This is a genomic window from Fibrobacter sp. UWT3 (assembly GCF_900230125.1).
Classification (GTDB): domain Bacteria; phylum Fibrobacterota; class Fibrobacteria; order Fibrobacterales; family Fibrobacteraceae; genus Fibrobacter.
Genome location: NZ_OCSS01000003.1, coordinates 864,420 through 883,397, shown reverse-complemented (window position 1 = coordinate 883,397; position 18,978 = coordinate 864,420). Strand labels below are relative to the sequence as shown.

The following is an 18,978-nucleotide window of genomic DNA, read 5'->3' as shown; positions in this document are numbered from 1 at the left end:
TCGCCCCAAAGGCGGTGATTTTGTCGTAATAAAATTTTTCTGTTTTCATAGCCTTGCGCGGGTCGCAGGGCTTTTGACTTATTTCTATATTTTACGTCAGTTTTACAAACAACAATTCACCGCCATGAGCCCGAACTAGCTGAAAGGCAGCGACGATGATCCGGTAGTGGCGCTTCATAGGAAGGTCCTATAATTATGACTTGGATGGCGTTAAAAATGTTAGGGTGCCTGGCGCTCCTCATGTTCGGCATGAAGTCCATGAGCGAGGCTTTGCAAAAAATGGCTGGTCCGCAGCTCCGCCATGTGCTCGGAACCATGACCACGAACCGTTTCACGGGAATGCTCACCGGCATGTTCGTTACAGCCTCGGTACAAAGTTCGACCGCCACCACGTTGATGACGGTCTCTTTTGTTAATGCGGGGCTCCTTACGCTCATGCAGGCCATCTCGATTATCCTCGGTGCCCATATCGGCACGACGGTGACCGCGTGGATCATGAGCCTCGGGTTCTCCTTCAATATTGCGAACTTCGTCTACCCGGCGTTTTTCGTGGGCATCATTCTCGTGTACCTCAACAAGAAGCGCGTGCTGGGCGAGTTCCTGTTCGGTGTGGGATTCCTCTTCCTCGGTCTTACGACCCTCAAGGAAACCGGCTTCGCGGTGGTGCAGGATCCGAGTGCGAGCGCTTCCATCAGCTCGTTCTTTGCCCGCTTCAGCGATCCGAACTTCTTCAACTCGCTGTTCTTCCTCGTGATGGGAACGGTCCTTACCCTGTGCGTGCAGTCTTCTGCCGCCATCATGGCCATCACGATGATCCTCTGCTCCACCGGCGTACTCCACATCGACCAGGGCATCATGCTTGTGCTCGGCGAGAACATCGGTACCACCATTACCGCGAACATCGTGGCCCTCTCTGCCAATACGCAGGCAAGGCGCGCGGCCCTCGCACACTTTACAATTAACGTGATAGGCGTTATCTGGGTGGTTATCGTGCTCAAGTGGTTCCTCGCCGCCGTCTGCGGTGTGGTCGGTTTCGACCTTTCCATCCACATGGGTGAGCCCGGTTACGAGAAGAACCTCGCGAAAATTTCTGTGGTGCTCGCCTCGTTCCATTCCGCGTTCAACGTGTCGAACACCTTTATCCAGATTTGGTTCATCAAGTACATCGAAAAGTTCGTTTGCAAGGTCATCAAACCCAAGAATTCCGAAGAGGAAGAGGATTCCCGCCTGCACTTCATCAGCTCCGGCCTCATGGGCACTCCCGAACTTTCGCTCCTTGAGGCCCGCAAGGAAATCAGCCTGTTTGCGACCCGCACTCGCAAGATGTTCAACTTCGTACCGAACCTGCTCGAAATGAAGGAAGAGAACGACTTCGTGAAGTTGTTCGCCCGCATCGAGAAGTACGAAGGCATCAGCGACAACATGGAAATAGAGATTGCGAAGTACCTGAACCAGGTGAGCGAAGGCCGCCTGAGCCCGGAGAGCAAGACAACCATTCAGGCAATGCTCAGGGAAATTTCCGAAATCGAAAGCATTGGCGATTCCTGTTACAACATGGCGCGCGCCATCAACCGCAAGTTCCGCAGCAAGGAAGATTTTACCGCGGAGCAGTACGAGCATATCAAGCATATCATGGGCCTGTGCGACAAGGCGCTCGAGCATATGATAGCTGTTCTCGACGATAGCCAGCAGGTGGATGCGAACCGTACGCTGAACCTGGAAAACGAAATCAACGATTACCGCAAGCTCCTCAAGGAAAAGAACGTCGCGGATATCGAGAACCAGAAGTACAGCTACCAGATGGGCGTCCATTACATGGACGTGGTGAACGACTGCGAGAAGCTGGGCGACTACGTGGTGAACGTGGTCGAGGCGCATACCAACAAGAAGTTCTCTACCTAGTCTAATTCGCCTATAAGCTGCGCGATACTGCATCACGCTCGCTTCTAGGCGAATTGTGGGATAAGCGTCGCCATACGGCGTCATGTGAACTAACTCGCCGAACTCTTGCACGGCGGTGTATGGCCGGAAATTTTGTAAATATGGTGTCAAGGAGCCTTTTGCTCCGAGCGTTTTTGTACAGTCTATTTTTTACAAGTAAAATCTATGTAAAACACGGATAAAACCTTTGCGAAGCCGTTCCGTCGGGTATTGGATAAATGCGGAGGTCTTTTTATCTTATTATTGGGTAAATTGTGAATATGATTTACATTGTTGAAGACAATTCCGAAATCCGCGAAATGGAAGCTTACGCTCTCAAAAGTAGCGGTTTCGAAGTCGGAGCCTTCGATTGCGGGAAAAGCCTTGACGAGGCTGTCAAGGCCCGCGTGCCTGACTTGTTTGTCCTCGACATCATGCTGCCGGGCGAAGACGGCCTTAGCATCCTGAGACGTCTCCGTACGCAGGAATCCACGTGCAATGTTCCCGTCATCATGCTTACCGCGAAGAGTTCCGAACTGGACAAGGTCAAGGGGCTCGATCTGGGGGCCGACGACTATATCGCAAAGCCGTTCGGTGTCCTGGAATTCATTTCGCGTGTCAAGGCGTTGCTCCGTCGTTCGGGCATGGTGAATGTCGAAGCGGATGAACCGAAAATTATTTCGCTCGGGGATGTCTCGCTCGACGAGGCCAAGCGCACCGTCACGGCGGGCGGCGAGAATGTGGAACTCACCTACAAGGAATACGAACTCCTGAAGCTTCTCGTGTCGCATCCGGGGCTCGTCTATTCCAGGCAGCAGCTTCTGGAAAAAATCTGGGGCATCGATTTCAAGATGGATACGCGGACGGTCGATATGCACGTCAAGACGCTCCGACAAAAACTGGGCGAGCGAGGTGCGATTATCCAGACGGTCCGAAACGTAGGGTACAAGGCACAATGAAAGACCGCATCCGCTACAGCCTGATATACATGGGAGTGATTGCGGCGCTCTTTGCAGTCTTTTTTACGACGCGTGTATTTGAAGGCGAAATGGCGGAGCAGCTCAAGGGACACCTGCGCGAAAACCTGCGCCTCATAGAAACTTCGTACAAGGGGGAATCACTCGGCGACGAGCCCCAGAAGCTCGCGAAGTTTGCAAGCAAGGACCTCCGCATCACGCTTGTCGATTCGAAGGGCGGAATCCTCTACGACAGCGATGCCGAAGCGGCCAAGATGGAAAATCACAACGACCGCGAAGAGATTATCGATGCGCTCGCGAAAGGCGTGGGCGAGGACCTGCGTTATTCTTCCACGTTGCAGGCGCAGGTGTTCTATTTCGCGAAGCGCCTGAGTGACGGGAACGTGCTCAGGCTCGGCATGCGTCAGGCGAACCTGCAGAAGGTGTATTCCAAGACAATCCCGTACCTTGTCGTGCTGCTCGCGGCCATTGTGGCAGCAGCTATCTTGATAGCCATCGGGCTCAGCCGTACCTTCGTAAGCCCGCTCAAGAAGCTCGTGGATCAGCTCGGCACTCCCGAATGGATGAAAATCGAGAACGTTTACAAGGAAATCGCGCCCCTCGTGAATACCATCCGCAAGCAGGACTTGGAACTGCAGCTGACTATCGAACAGCTTTCGAACGAAAAGCAGAAGATGGCCCACCTGAAGGATGAATTTACCGCGAATGCTTCGCACGAGCTCAAGACTCCGCTGACCTCCATTTCGGGCTATGCGGAACTCATCGAGAGCGGCATGGCGAAACCCGAGGATGTCAAGACGTTCGCGGGCAAAATCCACAAGGAAGCGAACCGCCTGCAGTCCATCGCGAACGACATCATCACGCTGTCGAAGCTCGACAACCATGGTGGCGAACCGTTCGAGCTGGGCGAAAAGGTGAACCTCTGGAATGTTGCGCATTCCTGTGTAGAGAGCCTCGGCCTGAACGCGAGCAAGAAGTCTATCTCGCTTTCGCTGGAAGGCGAAACATCCGCAGAAATCATCGCGAACTCCAAACTGCTATACGAAATGATTTTCAACCTGGTGGACAACGCCATACGTTACACGGAGTCGGGCGGCAAGGTCGTCGTGCTCGTGGAACAGGGCTCCATTGCCGTGAAGGATACTGGCATTGGAATCCCGGAGGAATGCCAGTCCCGCATCTTTGAGAGGTTCTATCGTGTAGACAAGAGCCGCTCCAAGGAAACCGGCGGAACGGGTCTCGGGCTTGCTATCGTAAAGCACATCGCCGAAGTCCTCCATGCGACAATCCACTTGAATTCGATCGTTGGTCTCGGTACCGAAATCAAGGTCGGCTTTACAACCCTTTCAAAAACGAATAAGGTTTTATGATACTTGCAATTCTAAAAATGATCGGTTGCCTTGCGCTCCTCATGTTTGGCATGAAGACGATGAGCGAAGGCTTGCAGAAACTTACCGGCGGGCACTTGCGCGCCGTACTTGGCACCATGACCAAACATCGCCTGGGCGGGCTTTTGACGGGTACGTTCGTGACGGCCGCCGTGCAGTCCTCTACGGCGACGACCGTGATGACGGTGAGCTTCGTGAATGCGGGGCTCCTGACGCTCAAACAGGCCATTCCTGTCATCATGGGGGCGAACATCGGTACCACGGCAACGGCGTGGATCATGTCGATTTTCGGTTTCCAGTTCAACATGAGCAGTTTCGTGTGGCCGTTTTTCGGGCTCGGCATTGCGCTCAGCTACGTGCGCAAGAACAGCGTGAAGAGCTTCGGCGAGTTCGTGTTCGGTTTCGCGTTCATGTTCCTGGGCCTTACCACGCTGCGTGAAAATGCGGTGGCGATGGACCTCGCTCACAACGAGGCGATTATCAACTTCTTTGCGACCACGAGCGGCTGGGGCATGCTCTCGACACTCCTCTTCTTGCTCCTAGGCGGCATTCTCACGATGTGCGTGCAGTCTTCCGCCGCCATCATGGCGATTACGCTTATCCTTTGCAGTAGCGGCGTGCTCCCGATTTACCAGGGCATCGCGCTCGTGATGGGCGAAAACATCGGTACCACGGTGACATCGAACCTGGCGGCCCTTTCGGCAAGTACGCAGGCGAGGCGCGCGGCCTTGGCGCACATGCTGTTCAACGTGTTCGGCGTGGTGTGGGTGCTAATCATTTTCAATCCGTTCGTGAACATGGTTTGCCATTTTGTGGGCTTCGACCCGAATTTCGTGCCGCAGACCCAAGAAGAAATCGCCCATGCGAGCGTGCGCGTGACCTACGCCCTTTCCGGGTTCCATACCGCATTTAACCTGTGTAACGTCTTGCTCCTTATCTGGTTCATCAAGCCGATGGAAAAACTCATCTGCAAGATTATCAAGGATAAGGAAGATGGCGAGGATTTCGGCATCAAGTTCATCAGCGGTGGCCTCATGAGTACCGCGGAACTTTCGCTTTACGAAGCCCGCAAGGAAATAATTCTGTTTGCCGAACGCATCCTCAAGATGTTCCGCATGGTGCCGGAACTGCTCCGCTTGAAGAACGATGAAGAATTCGCGAAACTGTTCGCGCGTATTGAAAAATACGAAGGCATCAGCGACAAGCTCGAAATGGAAATCGGCGAATACCTGAACAAGGTGAGCGAAGGCCGCTTGAGTCCCGAAAGTAAGACAAAGCTGCAGTGCATGCTCAAGGAAATTTCCGAAATCGAGAGTATCGGCGACGCCTGCTACAACATGGCCCGCGTCATCAACCGCAGGTACCGTTGCGGTGAGGACTATACCGAGGAACAGTACCGCCGCATTGACGGCATGGTGAAGTTCTGCGACCAGATGCTCGAACAGATGCTCCTGATTGTCGAGAACAAGCCCGAAGCGAGCCCGAAGGCGGTATTGACGCTTGAATACGAAATCAACGATTACCGCAAGATGCTCAAGGAAATGAACGTGAACGATCTCAATGCGCAGCGCTACAGCTACCAGATGGGCGTCCACTACATGGACTTGATCAACGACTGCGAAAAGCTGGGCGACTACGTGGTGAACGTGGTCGAGGCGCATACCAACAAGAAGTTTTCGACCTGACGTCACACCGCCGTTCGCGAACCATCGTCACACCGCAGTCGCGCAGCGACAAGCGTGTCCACTTGCTGTTCCTTACCCGCGTCATACCGCAGCGCCGAAGGCGCAAGAGTATCCAGACACACTTGCCGGGCTACGCCCAGCATCGGTGTGACCTTCGGCAGACTCCTCGCAAATAAAAGGAAGCACCCCTGCAGGGTGCTTCCTTTTATGGATTTGTGAGATTCCTATGAAACTTAGAGGCTAACCTTGAAGGTCCTGTTGCCTACGCGCACGATGTATGCTCCCTTCGCTCCAGAATAGACCTTCTGTTCGAAGCCGAGCCCGCGGGTAACGCGAACGACCTGGCCCATGTGGTTGTAGACCGTAATCGGCATGCCCTGAGCGCCACCGACCACGATGTAGTTGTCAGAGGACCTGTACACCGAGAAGTGCTGGTTCGTGAAGGCGATATCTTCGATAGCGTCCGTGCCCGAAGAAGACTGCGGGTTCCACGGTCCCCACGGGTTGGTTTGAGACGAGGAAGAAGTACGTTCCCACGGATTGTTACGAGAAGAGGAGGATTTCGCGGTCTTGCTGCTGGAGGATTCCGCCACGATGCTACTGGAGGATTCCGGAGTGGGGCCCGAGCCGCCTTCGCCCGCGATGACGATGTCGCCTGCGTTCGGCACTGCATCGAAGTACACGTAGCCGCCGTCAATCTTGGATTCTAGCTTGGCGCCCGCCTGCGTTACGTTTGCCGTGGAGCCGCTGTACTTGACGCGCAGCGAAAGCGGGTAGTCGTAATTGGAAATGTTGTCCTTGATGTTGTGCGTGAGTTTGACAGTGATGTTGCCACCGCTAGTGGAAACTTCGGCCTTCGATGCCTTGCGTTCCTTGAGATACATGGCGACATGGCCCATCGGGGCGACCCAGATGTCCTTATCGTTCTGCTGGGCCCACTTGAGGGCACCATCGATGGCGTTGATATCCGTCGGCGAGTAGTTGGCGTTGCCGTTTTGCTTGCCCTGGAAACCATGGGTGAGGAATGCGGCCCAGCCGTTGCTCTGGATGACTTTCTGCATTCTGCCGGTAAAGTCGTTCGTGCTCTTGAGCTGGCCTTCGGCACCGGTCATGGTGGCAGGGACCTGAGCCCAGTTGGAGGGGCCGTCCTTGCCCATTTCATCATTCATGCCCTTCCAGCTGCCGTTGCAGATACGGCCCACGATGTAGTTCTGGAGAACGGCGCTTTCGTTAGGCACGTTGCAGTTCGGGTAGGCGACCGTGATGACGCCGTACTTTTGGTTGATTTTGCCTTCGATGGACTTTTTCGAAGAGGCTTCTTCGCCGCTCATGTTATTGCCGTGGCTATTGCTGTGGCTTGCGATTTCATGCCCTTCGTCGGCCAGGCCCTGGAATCCGCTCCAGTTGGGGTTCCAGTTCACCACCACGTTGAAGGTAGCCTTGTAGCCATACTTCTTGAACATCGGACCAGCGTCGCTCACGTGGCTCGGTGCGCCATCATCGAACGTGAACGAGGCGGCACCCTTGCGGAAGCCCGACCAGGTTGCGATTTCGACACTCTGCGCGAACGCGGAACCCACCGCGAACAACCCAACCGCAGATGCGGCAAAGAGAATCTTTTTCATAAGATATACTCCATAATCATGATTTATACCATTAAATTATGTTTTTGTCGGTGCGATTGCTTATGCGGCAAAGCGTTTCCGTTGTATAGGTTAGCAACGCAAAAATGGCGAATTTTGAGCGAAATGACCGTTTTTTGCGGGTGTTGTTAAAATTTTACAGGCGCTGCGGGGCGGTTTACCCCGGCTTTTCGGGCCGCGCCGGATTTCTATATTAGGGGCATGATTTTTGACGAGATTCTGAATGACGCCTACGAAAAACGTGAATACCCGGCACTTTCCGCTTTTTTTGCCGAATGGTCGGGTACGAGGCCGTTTCGGGCTCTCCGTGTATTGGTGGCGACACCCGTATTTCGCAATACGCTGCTGGAGTACCGGGCGCTTATCGCGGGCGGTGCGGATCTTGTCGTGGGCGTGGCAGGCGGGATGCCCTGCGACCCGGGTATCGTGGAAGTCTTGCGCGGGAACGGGATTCCCGTAATCGGGCTGCAAGAGGCCCTCGAGATGGAGGCCCGTTGCGCGGAGTCGGGTGATTGCGCGTTCGACCTGATTCTGGATTGTGCGGGCCAGTTTTCGGCATGCCACCCGCGGTTCGGGTTTGTGGAACTCACGCGCAGTGGAGTGCAGTTTTACGAGAAGTGCGAACATCCGGTGTATGTGGCCGATAGCGGTGTGGTGAAACGCATCGAGACCTGCCTCGGGACGGGCGAGGGCTACGTGCGGGCGCTCGCGCAACTCGGGTACGATTTTTGCTTAGATTCGGGTACGGACGGCGGTCTTGATGCGGGTCGCAACACTTTAGATTCGGGTACGGACGGCGCGCCTTCCGGTGGCAAGAAGTTTGTCGTGTTCGGGAGCGGAAAGGTGGGGCAGGGCATTGTGTTGCAGCTGTTGCGCTCCGGTGCCGATGTCCATGTGGTGACGGACTGCTCGCGAGGTGCAAACCCGTTCCTAGATGCCAACGGCGTGCCTGTCACGGACTGCAACGACCTCGATGCGGTCGCGTCGCTCGTGCGCGGTGCCGACTTCGTGGTGACTGCGACCGGCGTGAAGGGCGCGCTTGACCGCCCGCAGGTAGTGGAAGCCCTGCTTGCCTCGGGCGCGGTGCTTGCCAACATGGGCGTTGAGGACGAATATGGGCCAGGCGTCCCGGCGAGTCGCGTGCTCGCCGAAAAGAAACCGCTGAACTTTATCCTCGAGGAACCGACGCACCTCAAGTATATCGATGCGTCGCTCGCGCTGCATGCCGCCCTCGGGGAGTTGTTGCTGCAAGAAGGCGGCGCAGTTTATGATAAGGCCGCGGGCATCTCGGGCACGAAAAATGCGGGCCCGATGGACCCGCCAAGCGACCTGGAACAGCGCATCCTCTCCATGACCATGCAAGATGGCCTCATCGGCGCAGAAATCGCCGAGATGATGGGTTGGTAGGTGGGGCGATGCTCAAGAAATTCGCGCTACTCGCAGTTCTTGCGGCACTGATTGGCTGTGCTATTTCTTACCGTAGTTACAAGGAAGGCAATATCCCTGTGTACAAACTCAGGGATAGGCAGGAGGTCCTGTGCTACTTGCAGACAGGCGATAGCATCCGCATTGTAAAGAGCGCGGACACGCTTTCGCTCTTGTCCGTAGTTGACGGAAGATGCTCGAAATGGGGTTGCAGCGATACGAAACCCGCGTGCATGGGGTGGGTGCTGAATACGATGCTCGATTCCCTTGCCTATAGGCCGACCGATAAGTCTCCGTCTGGGAGCATTTATTGATAAGGCTAATTCGGTGTCGCCCAGACGCCCAGGTAATTCGTCAGCGCGATGGCAAAGAAGATTATTCCCAATACGAAAGAGCAAATCACGTTGGCCCAGTACATCTTGGGGTGACTTGCCTTGTGGTAAACGCTGTCTCCGAGAACGTGGAAGCGCTTCTCGATGATTGCCGAAATGCCGAATAGCGATAGTGAGATAAGCGAAGTTATTCCAGCGAGCAGTTCGCCGGAGTCGCCGACCATATAGTAGTAGGCAAATCCTCCTCCGAAAAGGACAGCGCAGAATGTCTTGAATGCGAACATTCCCCAGTGGGGCTTGCTCTGGTATTCGCGCTCAAGTCGCTCGTCCAGTTCCTTGAAAGCCAATTCCTTCAGTTCGTCGATACGGAACTCGACAAGTTGCCTACGCTCGTCGCTCGGGTCTTCGGGGAGTTCCGCCAGTCGCCTGTACAAGTCGACAAGGCTAAGCTGGTCGACTTCCTTTTCGTACGCTGAAAATTCTTCGTCAGAAAGTTCCATGTCGAGAAAGTAGTAAACTTACCCTCTCTCCTTCTCGAGCTTCACGAAGAACTTCTTCGTCTCGCGGGCGACAATGCCAGAGAGCAAAATCAATGCCACGAGGTTCGGGAAAGCCATGAGCCCGTTGAAGATGTCGGCGCTCGTCCACACGGCGCTCACCGTGAGGTAGGGACCGATGAACACCGCGGCCACGTACACCCAGCGGTAGGCGAGGATGGCGTTCTTCTTGCCGCGCCCGATAAGGTATTCCAGGCAGCGCTCGGAGTAGTAAGCCCACCCGAGGATTGTGGTGAACGCGAAGAACACGAGTGCCACGGTAAGGACGTACGGGGCGATGCTTGCGCCGGCGGGCAGGTTCGTAAGCCCGCGGGTGAATGCTTCCATGGTGATGTTCACGCCCTGCAGGCCGAGTTCCGGAGTCCACGCGCCCGTGACCACGATGGCAAGGCCGGTCATGGAGCAGATGACGATCGTGTCGATGAACGTGCCCGTCATGCTTACGAGACCCTGGCGAACCGGTTCCTTGGTCTTGGCCGCTGCGGCTGCGATCGGGGCCGAGCCGAGGCCCGCCTCGTTACTGAAGATGCCGCGGGCGATACCCTTCTGCATCGCGATGAAGATGGTGCCTACCACGCCGCCTGTGACGGCGCTCGGGTTGAATGCCGCCTGGATGATGGTCTCAATGGCGCCCGAAAGCTTCGAGAAGTTGAAGCCCAGGATGAGCAGGCAGAAGAGAATGTAGAAGATGGCCATGAACGGCACGATGTAGAGCGAAACCTTCGCGATGCGCTTGAGCCCGCCGATGATGACGCAGGCAGTGAAGCCCGCGCAGAGCAGGCCCGCGATGGCAGTGGAGTAAGAGACCGAGTTGCCGGCGAGGTTGATGAATTCGCCGGTGGGGATGACTGTCGCGACCGCCGAGGTAATGCCGTTCACCTGCGTGATGGTGCCGATGCCGAGAAGGCCCGCAAGCACGCCGAACACCGCGAACAGCACGGCGAGCCACTTGAAGTTGAGCCCGAAACGTTCCTTGATGCCAGTCTCGATGTAGTAGAAGGGGCCGCCCAATACCTTGCCGTCAGTATCGACCTTGCGGTACTTGACCGCGAGCAGGCCTTCGGAGTATTTTGTGGCCATGCCGAAAAAGGCGGCAACTTCCATCCAGAAGAGTGCACCCGGGCCGCCCGTGCCGATGGCGGTCGCGACACCCACGATGTTGCCGGTACCGACCGTAGCCGCAAGTGCCGTGCAGAGTGCGGCGAAGCTCGAAACTTCGCCCTCGCCGTCTTTTTCGCTGCTTGTCATGTAGCGCAGCGCGTTGGCGAGGTTTGTCACCTGCAGCACGCCGAGTCGGCTTGTAAGCAAGATGCCCACGAACAGGATTACGGCGATGAGCGGGATACCCCACACGTAACCGTCGATGGTATCGAGAATAGCGTTTAAAGTTTCCATTTTGGAGTCCTTTTTTCTTAAACGGCGCCGCTTCCTATTGTCATCCCCGCGGATGATGTCATTCCCGCGAAGGCGGGAATCTTTACAGAATGTGGCTGTCGTAACTCGTTGACAGACAAAAAGATAGGAAAATGGGGTTGGGCTGTCAGCGGGAGAGGACAAATATGGGCTACAAAGCCTTGACTTCGGCTTCAGTGAGACCCGTAGCCGTCACGATGATGGAATCGGCGACACCCTGCATACGCAGGGATTTGGCAGTCTCTCGTTTGCTCTCGGCAACGCTTTTAGCGACGCTTTCAGAGACCTTCGCGTTAATCTCGTCCGCGAATTCCTCGAACACGCCCTCTACCATGGCGTTATGGTCCCATTCCTTGTGATACATGGCTAGGTAATCCTTGAATTCCTCTTTCGACAAGTTAGATACTTTCGAACTTTCTGTCAATAGTTCGAATTTGCGCTCAGCAAGTTCCGCGGGCAAGTCCTTCAGCCTGTTCAGGAACCTGAAGAAGAACAGCCACTTGCTCACGCTATCGGACGAGGCCTCGATAAAGAAGGGAACCTTCGAGAGTTCGATAGTCGTGAAATTGTAGGTATCTACGAACTGCTCGCCAGTTTCCAAATCCGTAACGGTCGCCCGGTGGACAATACGGTCGTCGTCAAACACCTCATGCCGCGCAAACGCGATTACGTATGTCGGCTTTACCCTGAATCTCCATTCCTGACCCGGTTCCGCCTGGTTCGCAACCATTTCGCTCGCGTAGAAGGCAAGGCGCTTGCGGAAATTCTTCAACTTGCGGATCTGTACCTCAATCTCGATAAGGTTCCCCGCGTCATCTTCGCAGTGCAGGTCAAAAATCGCCGAACGCGATTCGCGGCTCCCGCTCAGGTTCTTCGCCACGCTGCGCGTCATGACGTTCCTGATGGGCCGCCTGAGTTGCGGCTCCAGAAGGTCGTTCAAAAGGTTTATGAGGTTCTCGCGACTGGTAGGCTTGTCCGGATCGAACGCCTTCTTGAAAGCCAGGTCAACGAGGAGGTTTGCGAACGGGCCGTCTTCGCCCGTTTTAATGAGACAGTCCCTGAAGGACTTGCGGTGTTTTTGCTGTTGTTCCATGCCCTTATAGTTGCAAGAACCGAGCCAAACAAAAAATGCCATTTCCGCGATAAAAAAGGCACTTTGAAAAATGCGGGGCGGTGATTAATCGATTAAATCAGTGATTTATCGTTTTTAATCAGTTGGGGAAAATGGAATAATTGAGACTCGCGGCTGGAGCCCTTGACCGCTTTTGTGCGGGAGTATAGATTGGGGACATGACCTACTATTTTATCAGCGACCTACATGTGGATTTCTATGTGTCGCCGGTGTTCCGCACACTCACCATACTGCGCAAAAGTTTCGAAGTCTTCTTCGAACGGAACTTTCTACCGGCAGATGCCTGCTGCATCGCGGGCGATATCGCGAACGACTACTTCAACTACGTGGAGTTCTTGAAGTTCATTGCCGAAAAATACGATACCGTCTATGTGTGTTTTGGAAACCACGATATCATCACTGAGCATCTAGGGGAATTCGGCTCCGATAGGGATTTTCTTACCTCCGAAAGCAAGATAAAATACTTCCTTGCCGAGGCTGGGAAAATCCCGAACATTCAGTTGCTTGAAAATCGCATAGCAGAAGGCGTTGCGGGCTGCATGGGCATGTGCGATTTCAAGTACAAGCATTCTCCTGCCGCATCCGAAATTGCGAACAAAATCCTGTGGGCGACACGCTGGTTCGACGCTCGTCACTGGAAATACATGCAGAACAACGCCGACAAGCTCTGGCGGCATTACGACATCGTGTTCCGTGAACTTACCGCTAGGCACCCGAAAATCATGATGTCGCACTTTCTTCCGCTGGAATTCGGGATGCCGGAGCGATATCGGCAAGATCCCTGCTCAAACTTTTTCTATTTCCACGGGGCGGAGTACCTCGAGAACCTGGATGACGGGAGCATCTGGCAAGCGGGGCACACGCATACCGCCATCAAACGTGAATATACCGACAAGTTCGGCAAAAAACACCTGTTGCTGTGCAATCCTGTGGGGTACCCCGACGAGAACCCCTTTGCGGAACACGGGCTAAAACGGGAAGATTTCTTGGTGGAGGTGGAGTGAAAAAGGCTTTTTTTTGCGTAAATTTACGATTTTCATGCGTTCTTTTAACATTTTTCTTGCTTTTAACACAACAAAATGTTATATTATAAAAAATGTTAAAACGAGGATAAAGCTATCTTTTTCTTCTTTTTCAAAGACGAAATCGGACCAAAAATCGAAAAAGCCTTCAACGATTTTGGTATGCAATGTGAAATTCGACCTGCTGATGGGCCGAAGGGGCTCCCTTTCTATATCAGTCAGGGAAAAGCGTTCCACGAAATACATGTTCTTGGCGGGCGTTTTCTGCTTGTATCCTATGTCGGAGCTAGCAGCCTACGTTGGCAAACTCAGAAGAAAATTTTAGACCAAATTGAATTGAATACAAACATGCCTGTTGCATTAGGCTTTGACGTGTTGAACGAAACACAAAGAAAGGGGCTGGTCCAAGCAAAAATTCCTTATGTTTCGACATCGTCCTTTTTTTTGCCGTTTCTCGGAATTGCTTATCGCAAGCAGAGGAAAACGTTCTCGAAAAAAAATCAGAAAAAAAATATCACCCTGTCGAAGTTGACCGCTTCTGCACAGGCTTTTTTTCTATTCATGATGTACAAAGTCAAAAAAACCAAGATATCTAAAAGTGAAGCGGCTCGGCAAAATAACCTCACTCCGATGTCCGTTTCTCGTTATTGCAGGGAGCTTTTGGATCGCGGGCTCATAAACGAAACTAAAGAAGGAAATTCCACATTAATCAGCTGCTCCGAAATAGGGAGATTGCTTTTCGATAAGGCTCTCCCTTATTTGGATTCTCCTATCAAAAAAGAAATAATACTTTTTCCGTCACAGGCTTTTAAATCGCTCCCTAAAGCTGGAGAAACCGCCCTTTCTGAAGTTTCCATGCTGGCACCGCCCAAAGAAAGTCTTGCTGCATGCGGCCCCCATGCGAATTTAGCTAAAGAGAAAGGTCTAGCGATTGAAAATTTGGGATTTTTTAAGAATAGTTTTGTCCGACTGCAAATTTGGAAATACGACCCGGCTCCATTTGCTATGGACAGGCGAATTGATATAGTTTCATTATACCTGTCGCTTAAGGATTCGCCTAATGAACGCGTTCAGGCATGCTTAAAAGAAATGTTGGAGAAGGCTCAATGGTAAACGGATTAGATTTATTTAAGGAAAAATTTCAATCATTTGAAGATTGTTACACAGTAATTGGCGGTACCGCCTGTTCCGTGCTAATGGAAAATGCGACATTGGATTTCCGTGCAACACAGGATATCGATATGATATTGCTTGTTGATTCTCGAAGATGCCCCAAAGTTAGTTGAAATTTCTGCAACCAAAAAGAAAAAGGTGGTCTCCAACTTGTAAATTTGGTTCAGCAAAAAAACACCAAGCAAGAGGATAACCACCATGATGAAAAGTACAAAAAGAACCCCCAAACTGTCAATCGTCCGCCGCGAAGAAATCGACATTTCGACCAGTGTCGGGGTGGTTCTGGCCGACCTTGCCGAACAGGGGAAAAGCTGCCTTGACGCGCTGTCGAGGGAGATGGGCGCAAGGCTCGTGGAGGCGATACTCCTGGCCGAAAGGGAACAGCTCGGCGGTGCAGCATACCACCCCAGGAAGGGCTTCAAGAAGTGGTCCAGCCAGGGTGGTTCCGTGTACATCGCGGGTGGCAAGGCGAAGGTGCGCGTACCCAGGCTCAGGGACGAAAACGGCGAGGTCAAATCGCGTATCTACGCCCGTCTGAAAGACCCCGACGCGTTCTCCGAGCACCTGCTGCACGCATGCCTCTCAGGCCTGTCCGGGAGGCGTTACGAGGATGTGTTCTCGACTGCCGGGGAGGCGTTCGGCGTAAGCAAGTCGTCGGTGTCGCGCAAGGTCGTTGCCGCATGCACAAGGAAACTGAAGGAACTGAACGAGCGCAGGCTGGAGGACTTCGAGGCGGTTGCCGTCTTCATGGACGCAATGCATCGCTGCGGCGAGGTCGTGATGGCCGCCATAGGCGTTGACGCGGAAGGCTACAAGCGCGTGCTTGGCCTCTGGCAGGGCAGTTCGGAAAACACCGAAATGTGCCGTTCGTTCCTTTCCGACATGGAGAGCAGGGGCCTCGCCCTGCACCCCGACATCATCTTCGTGACCGACGGCGGGACGGGCCTCAACCGCGCCCTCAAGGACCGCTTCGGCAAGGACCTCAAGCACCAGCGCTGCGTGATCCACAAGAGGCGCAACGTCGAGTCCCATCTGCCCGAGATGTACCGGGCCGAGTTCGACAGGCGCTACAACAACGCCATCGGGATGGTGGGCTACGAGGACGCGAGAAGGGAACTTCTCAAGGTCCACGAGTGGCTCGAAGGCATAAACACGAGTGCCGCCAAATCGCTTTCCGAGGGCGGCGAGAGGCTGCTTACGGTCCACCGGCTGGGCATCCCCGCGCTCCTGCGCAAGTCGCTCATAACGACCAACATAATCGAGTCCACCTTCAACGGTCTCGACGCCATCGAGAAGAACGTGAAGCGCTACAGGGACATTGGAATGTTCAAACGCTGGATGGCCGCTGAGGTCCTCCACCGCGAAAAGAACTGGAGACGGTTGGACGGCTATGCGGAAATCCCCGAACTTGTCGAAAAACTTCGGGAAAAGAGCATGAAATTACTTGACAATGAAGCGCTAATAGCCTAGATTTACACCAGTTGGAGACCTGGATTTTCAACTAAAAAAGGGACAAATTCGATTCTCCTCGCTTCAATGAGTTTGCCGAGCAACTTTTGGAATTCATCGATGATGGTGATTACTATTGTGAAGAAAGAGCGAATGGAACAAAGAGATTGTACCGTTTTATGGAACCGAAAACTAAAGGCTTTCCCACAATGATAGAACTGTTTTCTCGGAATGCTTTAAATATGAAGGGGAAAAGGCGGATTACTTATGTAAAAACAGATAAAGATCCGTCAGGGCTTTCCGCCATGCTGCTTTCGGACTCTTATTACAATTTTGCAATGCAAGGACGTGAAAAAATCAACGGCGTATGGACGCTCCAAGCCCCATATCTGATTCCTTTGAAAATGTACGCGTGGATTAATTTGGATACGGAAAAGCAGAAAGGGCGCACCGTAGAAGAATATGATTTGAATAAGCATAAGTACGATGTATTCCGTTTGTTGCCGCTTGTAAGAGATGGAGAAACAGTTTCTTGCAATGAAGAAATCCGGAAAGATATTTCAAAGTTTATTGATGCGATGAACGGCGAAACTTTGCCCGCAGAAGGAATCTTCGGAGATTGGGCTTTAGAAGAAATGCGAACAAATTTTGATAAGGATAGGGATTTGGAAAGATTGAGGGGAATTTATTTAGGGTAAATTCTAAAAAAGTCTCTAGCCGCCTTGTAATCTGGTCTATTTTTGGCAAGGGACGAAACTGCAAATTTCCTTCGCAATCCGTTACCTTGACAGTATGAATTGGCTGGTATAGATTTGGTGCGAGACTTATAATCTTCAGCAAAATATTTTAAATAATTTGTTTTTCCTGTACAAAACGACTACAAAAATTCAAAATTGTAGTAGAATTCTCGAAAACTTTTCAACGAAATACGTAATCTATAAAAATTCGCCGTATTTTATTGATTTTTTGCCGAGGAAAATGCTGCGATTGAAAACAAAGACGCTCATACGTCGGCACAAAAGCTCGCTGAAAAATTTGGCGTTACAGAAAAAACAATCCGAAGAGATTTGCAACTGTTGAAACAGCAAAACCTCATTACTCGCGTTGGCGCCAACAAAAACGGCTATTGGAAAGTAAATTAGGGATTTTTCGCCTTTTTTACGAAAATTTTCGCGATTGTCATCTTTTGACACCCGAAGAATGTATCTTTATGGTTGAAGACCATTTTCCGGAGGTTGTACCATGCGGAACGTGAAATTATTGCTAATCGGGCTATTTTTTGCTGCTGCCTATGCAATGGCAGGCGGCGCGGCGTCGTTTGTTGCCAAGAAGAGCAATACCGGGGAATTTGCGTTCTCGGAGGCTACGCAGCAGGCGTTTTTGAAGGATTGCTCCGAAAATGCGAACGAGTGGGTTTGCGGGTGCGTTCTCGGGCGTCTGCAGGGCTCGTACAGCGAGAAGGAATACCTAAGGCTCGATGCCGAAATGCAGAGGGGTGATCAGGACTATAATTTTACGTCGTTCCTGTCAGATGCTGTGACTGCGTGCGATAAGGAATACGAGGAGGCTTCCTCTGTGATAACCGAGGAAGAGGCGAAGACATATGTGGACAATTGGGTGAAAACCACGAAAAGGAGAGATTTTGTCGATGAAATTCCGCCGCAATTGATGGAAGCGTTTGGGAAAAATACAGCAAGGAAAATACGTGGCTGTGTTTACGACAATATTGTCAAGGACCGGGAACGCTTTGTTCAAACTGTTATGGAAGAAGGGTATCCTGAAGATAATAAAATGTGGGGCATCAACTATGCGTTAGATTGTATACCAGAAAAGTTTACGCCAGAAATTGAAAAGACTTTTATCAAATTATTGAACGAACGGGGTCTTCCTAAATCTATTAGTCAGTGTATTATGAAATCCATAAAAAAAGAATATACGATGAAATCAATTTTTGCAGGTATGATTGCGGACAAGGAATTGTTTGTTGCCATGTTTACAATGTATGCTACAAAATGTGCTGTCGAATAGCCTTTAGGGAGGTCAATCTATGCTCAACCTAAAAATCATATTGCTCGGGATGCTGGTTGCTGTGGCATGTGTACAGGCTGGAGGCGCGGCATCTGTTGTCGCCAAGAAAAGCAAGGCGAAAGGGTTCTCGTACTCCTATGAAACTCAAATACGTTTTGTGGAGGAATGTTCCCAGGGCGCAAATCGCAATGTTTGTGAATGCGTTTTCAGAAAGATAAAACTACAGTACAGCGAAAACGACTACTGGAGATTGGAAAATGACTTGCAAAAAAACATTAATCATCCGGATTATATTGCGTATTTGACGACTTCGGTTGAAGAATGCGATGAGGAAACTGCTAATGATGACAGTGGCCGACGAGGCTATGGTTATGGTGATGGTCTCGCTGGTCTTTATGGTGGTTTTGGTGGGGGTATCGCGACAAAAGCCAAGGGAAACATAAAGACGCCTTCGGCACGAGATGTTGAGATTAACTCTGGTGGCGGATCTCGTTCTGCAGCTGACATTATGAAAGTCGTGCGCCAGCGAACGCCGGGGCTACGCCATATTTACAATAAATTTTTGAAAATTAAGCCTGGATTTCAGGGTAAGATTACTCTGAAATTTACAGTAGCTCCGAGAGGCGAAGTCATCAGCGTTTCTGTTGTTTCTTCTACGACGGGCTATGGGGAATTTGATGCCCAAATTAAGGAAGCTGTTGGTAATTGGACTTTCAATAAGGTGAAATCCGGCAATACGACGGTGTCAATCCCGTTCACTTTCTCGGAATAGCCCGAAATTTCGCTATTTTCGTCGAAAATATCCCGCTTCTCCCTCCTTGTAGAAATGTAAAC

The 18,978-nt window shown here is 52.1% G+C and carries 17 protein-coding genes; 13 read left to right on the top strand and 4 right to left on the bottom strand.

Going from position 1 to position 18,978, the window contains the following annotated elements; all coding sequences use genetic code 11:
• The first annotated feature begins 216 nt into the window (after positions 1-216).
• The 4 genes from CRO08_RS15270 (at position 217) to CRO08_RS15255 (ending at position 5,970) form a co-directional block, all read left to right on the top strand.
• Positions 217-1,902, top strand: coding sequence for a Na/Pi cotransporter family protein (locus CRO08_RS15270; protein ID WP_255252417.1), 1,686 nt, complete (start codon positions 217-219; stop codon positions 1,900-1,902).
• Between the two features lie 299 nt (positions 1,903-2,201).
• Entirely contained in the window at positions 2,202-2,879 is a 678-nt protein-coding gene (locus CRO08_RS15265) for a winged helix-turn-helix domain-containing protein (RefSeq protein ID WP_097036890.1), read from the top strand.
• Entirely contained in the window at positions 2,876-4,267 is a 1,392-nt protein-coding gene (locus tag CRO08_RS15260; protein WP_097036889.1) for an ATP-binding protein, read from the top strand. The genes CRO08_RS15265 and CRO08_RS15260 overlap by 4 nt, the downstream gene beginning before the upstream one ends.
• On the top strand, positions 4,264-5,970 hold the full coding sequence (locus CRO08_RS15255) for a Na/Pi cotransporter family protein (protein WP_097036888.1): 1,707 nt from the start codon (positions 4,264-4,266) through the stop codon (positions 5,968-5,970). Before CRO08_RS15260 ends, CRO08_RS15255 begins: the two co-directional genes overlap by 4 nt.
• Before the next feature lie 233 nt (positions 5,971-6,203).
• Here the strand turns inward: CRO08_RS15255 and CRO08_RS15250 are convergent, their stop codons facing one another.
• Entirely contained in the window at positions 6,204-7,595 is a 1,392-nt protein-coding gene (locus tag CRO08_RS15250; protein ID WP_097036887.1) for a polysaccharide deacetylase family protein, read from the bottom strand.
• Positions 7,596-7,814: 219 nt separating this feature from the next.
• Between CRO08_RS15250 and CRO08_RS15245 the strand changes: the two genes are divergently transcribed.
• Both CRO08_RS15245 and CRO08_RS15240 read left to right on the top strand, forming a co-directional pair.
• Positions 7,815-9,020, top strand: a complete 1,206-nt coding sequence (locus tag CRO08_RS15245) for an NAD(P)-dependent oxidoreductase (protein WP_097036886.1) — start codon at positions 7,815-7,817, stop codon at positions 9,018-9,020.
• Positions 9,021-9,028: 8 nt separating this feature from the next.
• Positions 9,029-9,352 (top strand): hypothetical protein, encoded by a 324-nt coding sequence (locus CRO08_RS15240; RefSeq protein WP_097036885.1) that lies wholly within the window; start codon positions 9,029-9,031, stop codon positions 9,350-9,352.
• Positions 9,353-9,357: 5 nt separating this feature from the next.
• Here the strand turns inward: CRO08_RS15240 and CRO08_RS15235 are convergent, their stop codons facing one another.
• From CRO08_RS15235 to CRO08_RS15225, 3 genes are all read right to left on the bottom strand, one after another.
• Positions 9,358-9,870, bottom strand: coding sequence for a hypothetical protein (locus tag CRO08_RS15235; RefSeq protein WP_097036884.1), 513 nt, complete (start codon positions 9,868-9,870; stop codon positions 9,358-9,360).
• An 18-nt stretch (positions 9,871-9,888) separates the two neighbouring features.
• On the bottom strand, positions 9,889-11,322 hold the full coding sequence (locus tag CRO08_RS15230) for a sodium:alanine symporter family protein (protein WP_097036883.1): 1,434 nt from the start codon (positions 11,320-11,322) through the stop codon (positions 9,889-9,891).
• Positions 11,323-11,491: 169 nt separating this feature from the next.
• A complete protein-coding gene (locus tag CRO08_RS15225) occupies positions 11,492-12,475 on the bottom strand; it encodes an Rpn family recombination-promoting nuclease/putative transposase (RefSeq protein ID WP_255252416.1) in 984 nt (327 codons plus the stop codon).
• A 155-nt stretch (positions 12,476-12,630) separates the two neighbouring features.
• On the opposite strand from CRO08_RS15225, the gene CRO08_RS15220 reads away from it, so the two are divergent.
• The 7 genes from CRO08_RS15220 (at position 12,631) to CRO08_RS15185 (ending at position 18,916) form a co-directional block, all read left to right on the top strand.
• A complete protein-coding gene (locus tag CRO08_RS15220; RefSeq protein ID WP_097036882.1) occupies positions 12,631-13,476 on the top strand; it encodes a metallophosphoesterase in 846 nt (281 codons plus the stop codon).
• A 180-nt stretch (positions 13,477-13,656) separates the two neighbouring features.
• Complete coding sequence (locus CRO08_RS15215) at positions 13,657-14,607, top strand: hypothetical protein (RefSeq protein ID WP_097036881.1); 951 nt, start codon at positions 13,657-13,659, stop codon at positions 14,605-14,607.
• Between the two features lie 258 nt (positions 14,608-14,865).
• Entirely contained in the window at positions 14,866-16,137 is a 1,272-nt protein-coding gene (locus CRO08_RS15205; RefSeq protein ID WP_097034567.1) for an IS256 family transposase, read from the top strand.
• Between the two features lie 86 nt (positions 16,138-16,223).
• The gene (locus CRO08_RS15200) at positions 16,224-16,814 is read left to right on the top strand and encodes a hypothetical protein (RefSeq protein ID WP_097036879.1); all 591 of its coding nucleotides are present in this window, start codon (positions 16,224-16,226) and stop codon (positions 16,812-16,814) included.
• Between the two features lie 288 nt (positions 16,815-17,102).
• Complete coding sequence (locus CRO08_RS17655) at positions 17,103-17,258, top strand: DeoR family transcriptional regulator (RefSeq protein WP_097036981.1); 156 nt, start codon at positions 17,103-17,105, stop codon at positions 17,256-17,258.
• Positions 17,259-17,358: 100 nt separating this feature from the next.
• Positions 17,359-18,144 (top strand): hypothetical protein, encoded by a 786-nt coding sequence (locus CRO08_RS15190; protein WP_097036878.1) that lies wholly within the window; start codon positions 17,359-17,361, stop codon positions 18,142-18,144.
• 19 nt (positions 18,145-18,163) lie between these two features.
• A complete protein-coding gene (locus CRO08_RS15185; RefSeq protein ID WP_097036877.1) occupies positions 18,164-18,916 on the top strand; it encodes an AgmX/PglI C-terminal domain-containing protein in 753 nt (250 codons plus the stop codon).
• Positions 18,917-18,978: the final 62 nt, after the last annotated feature.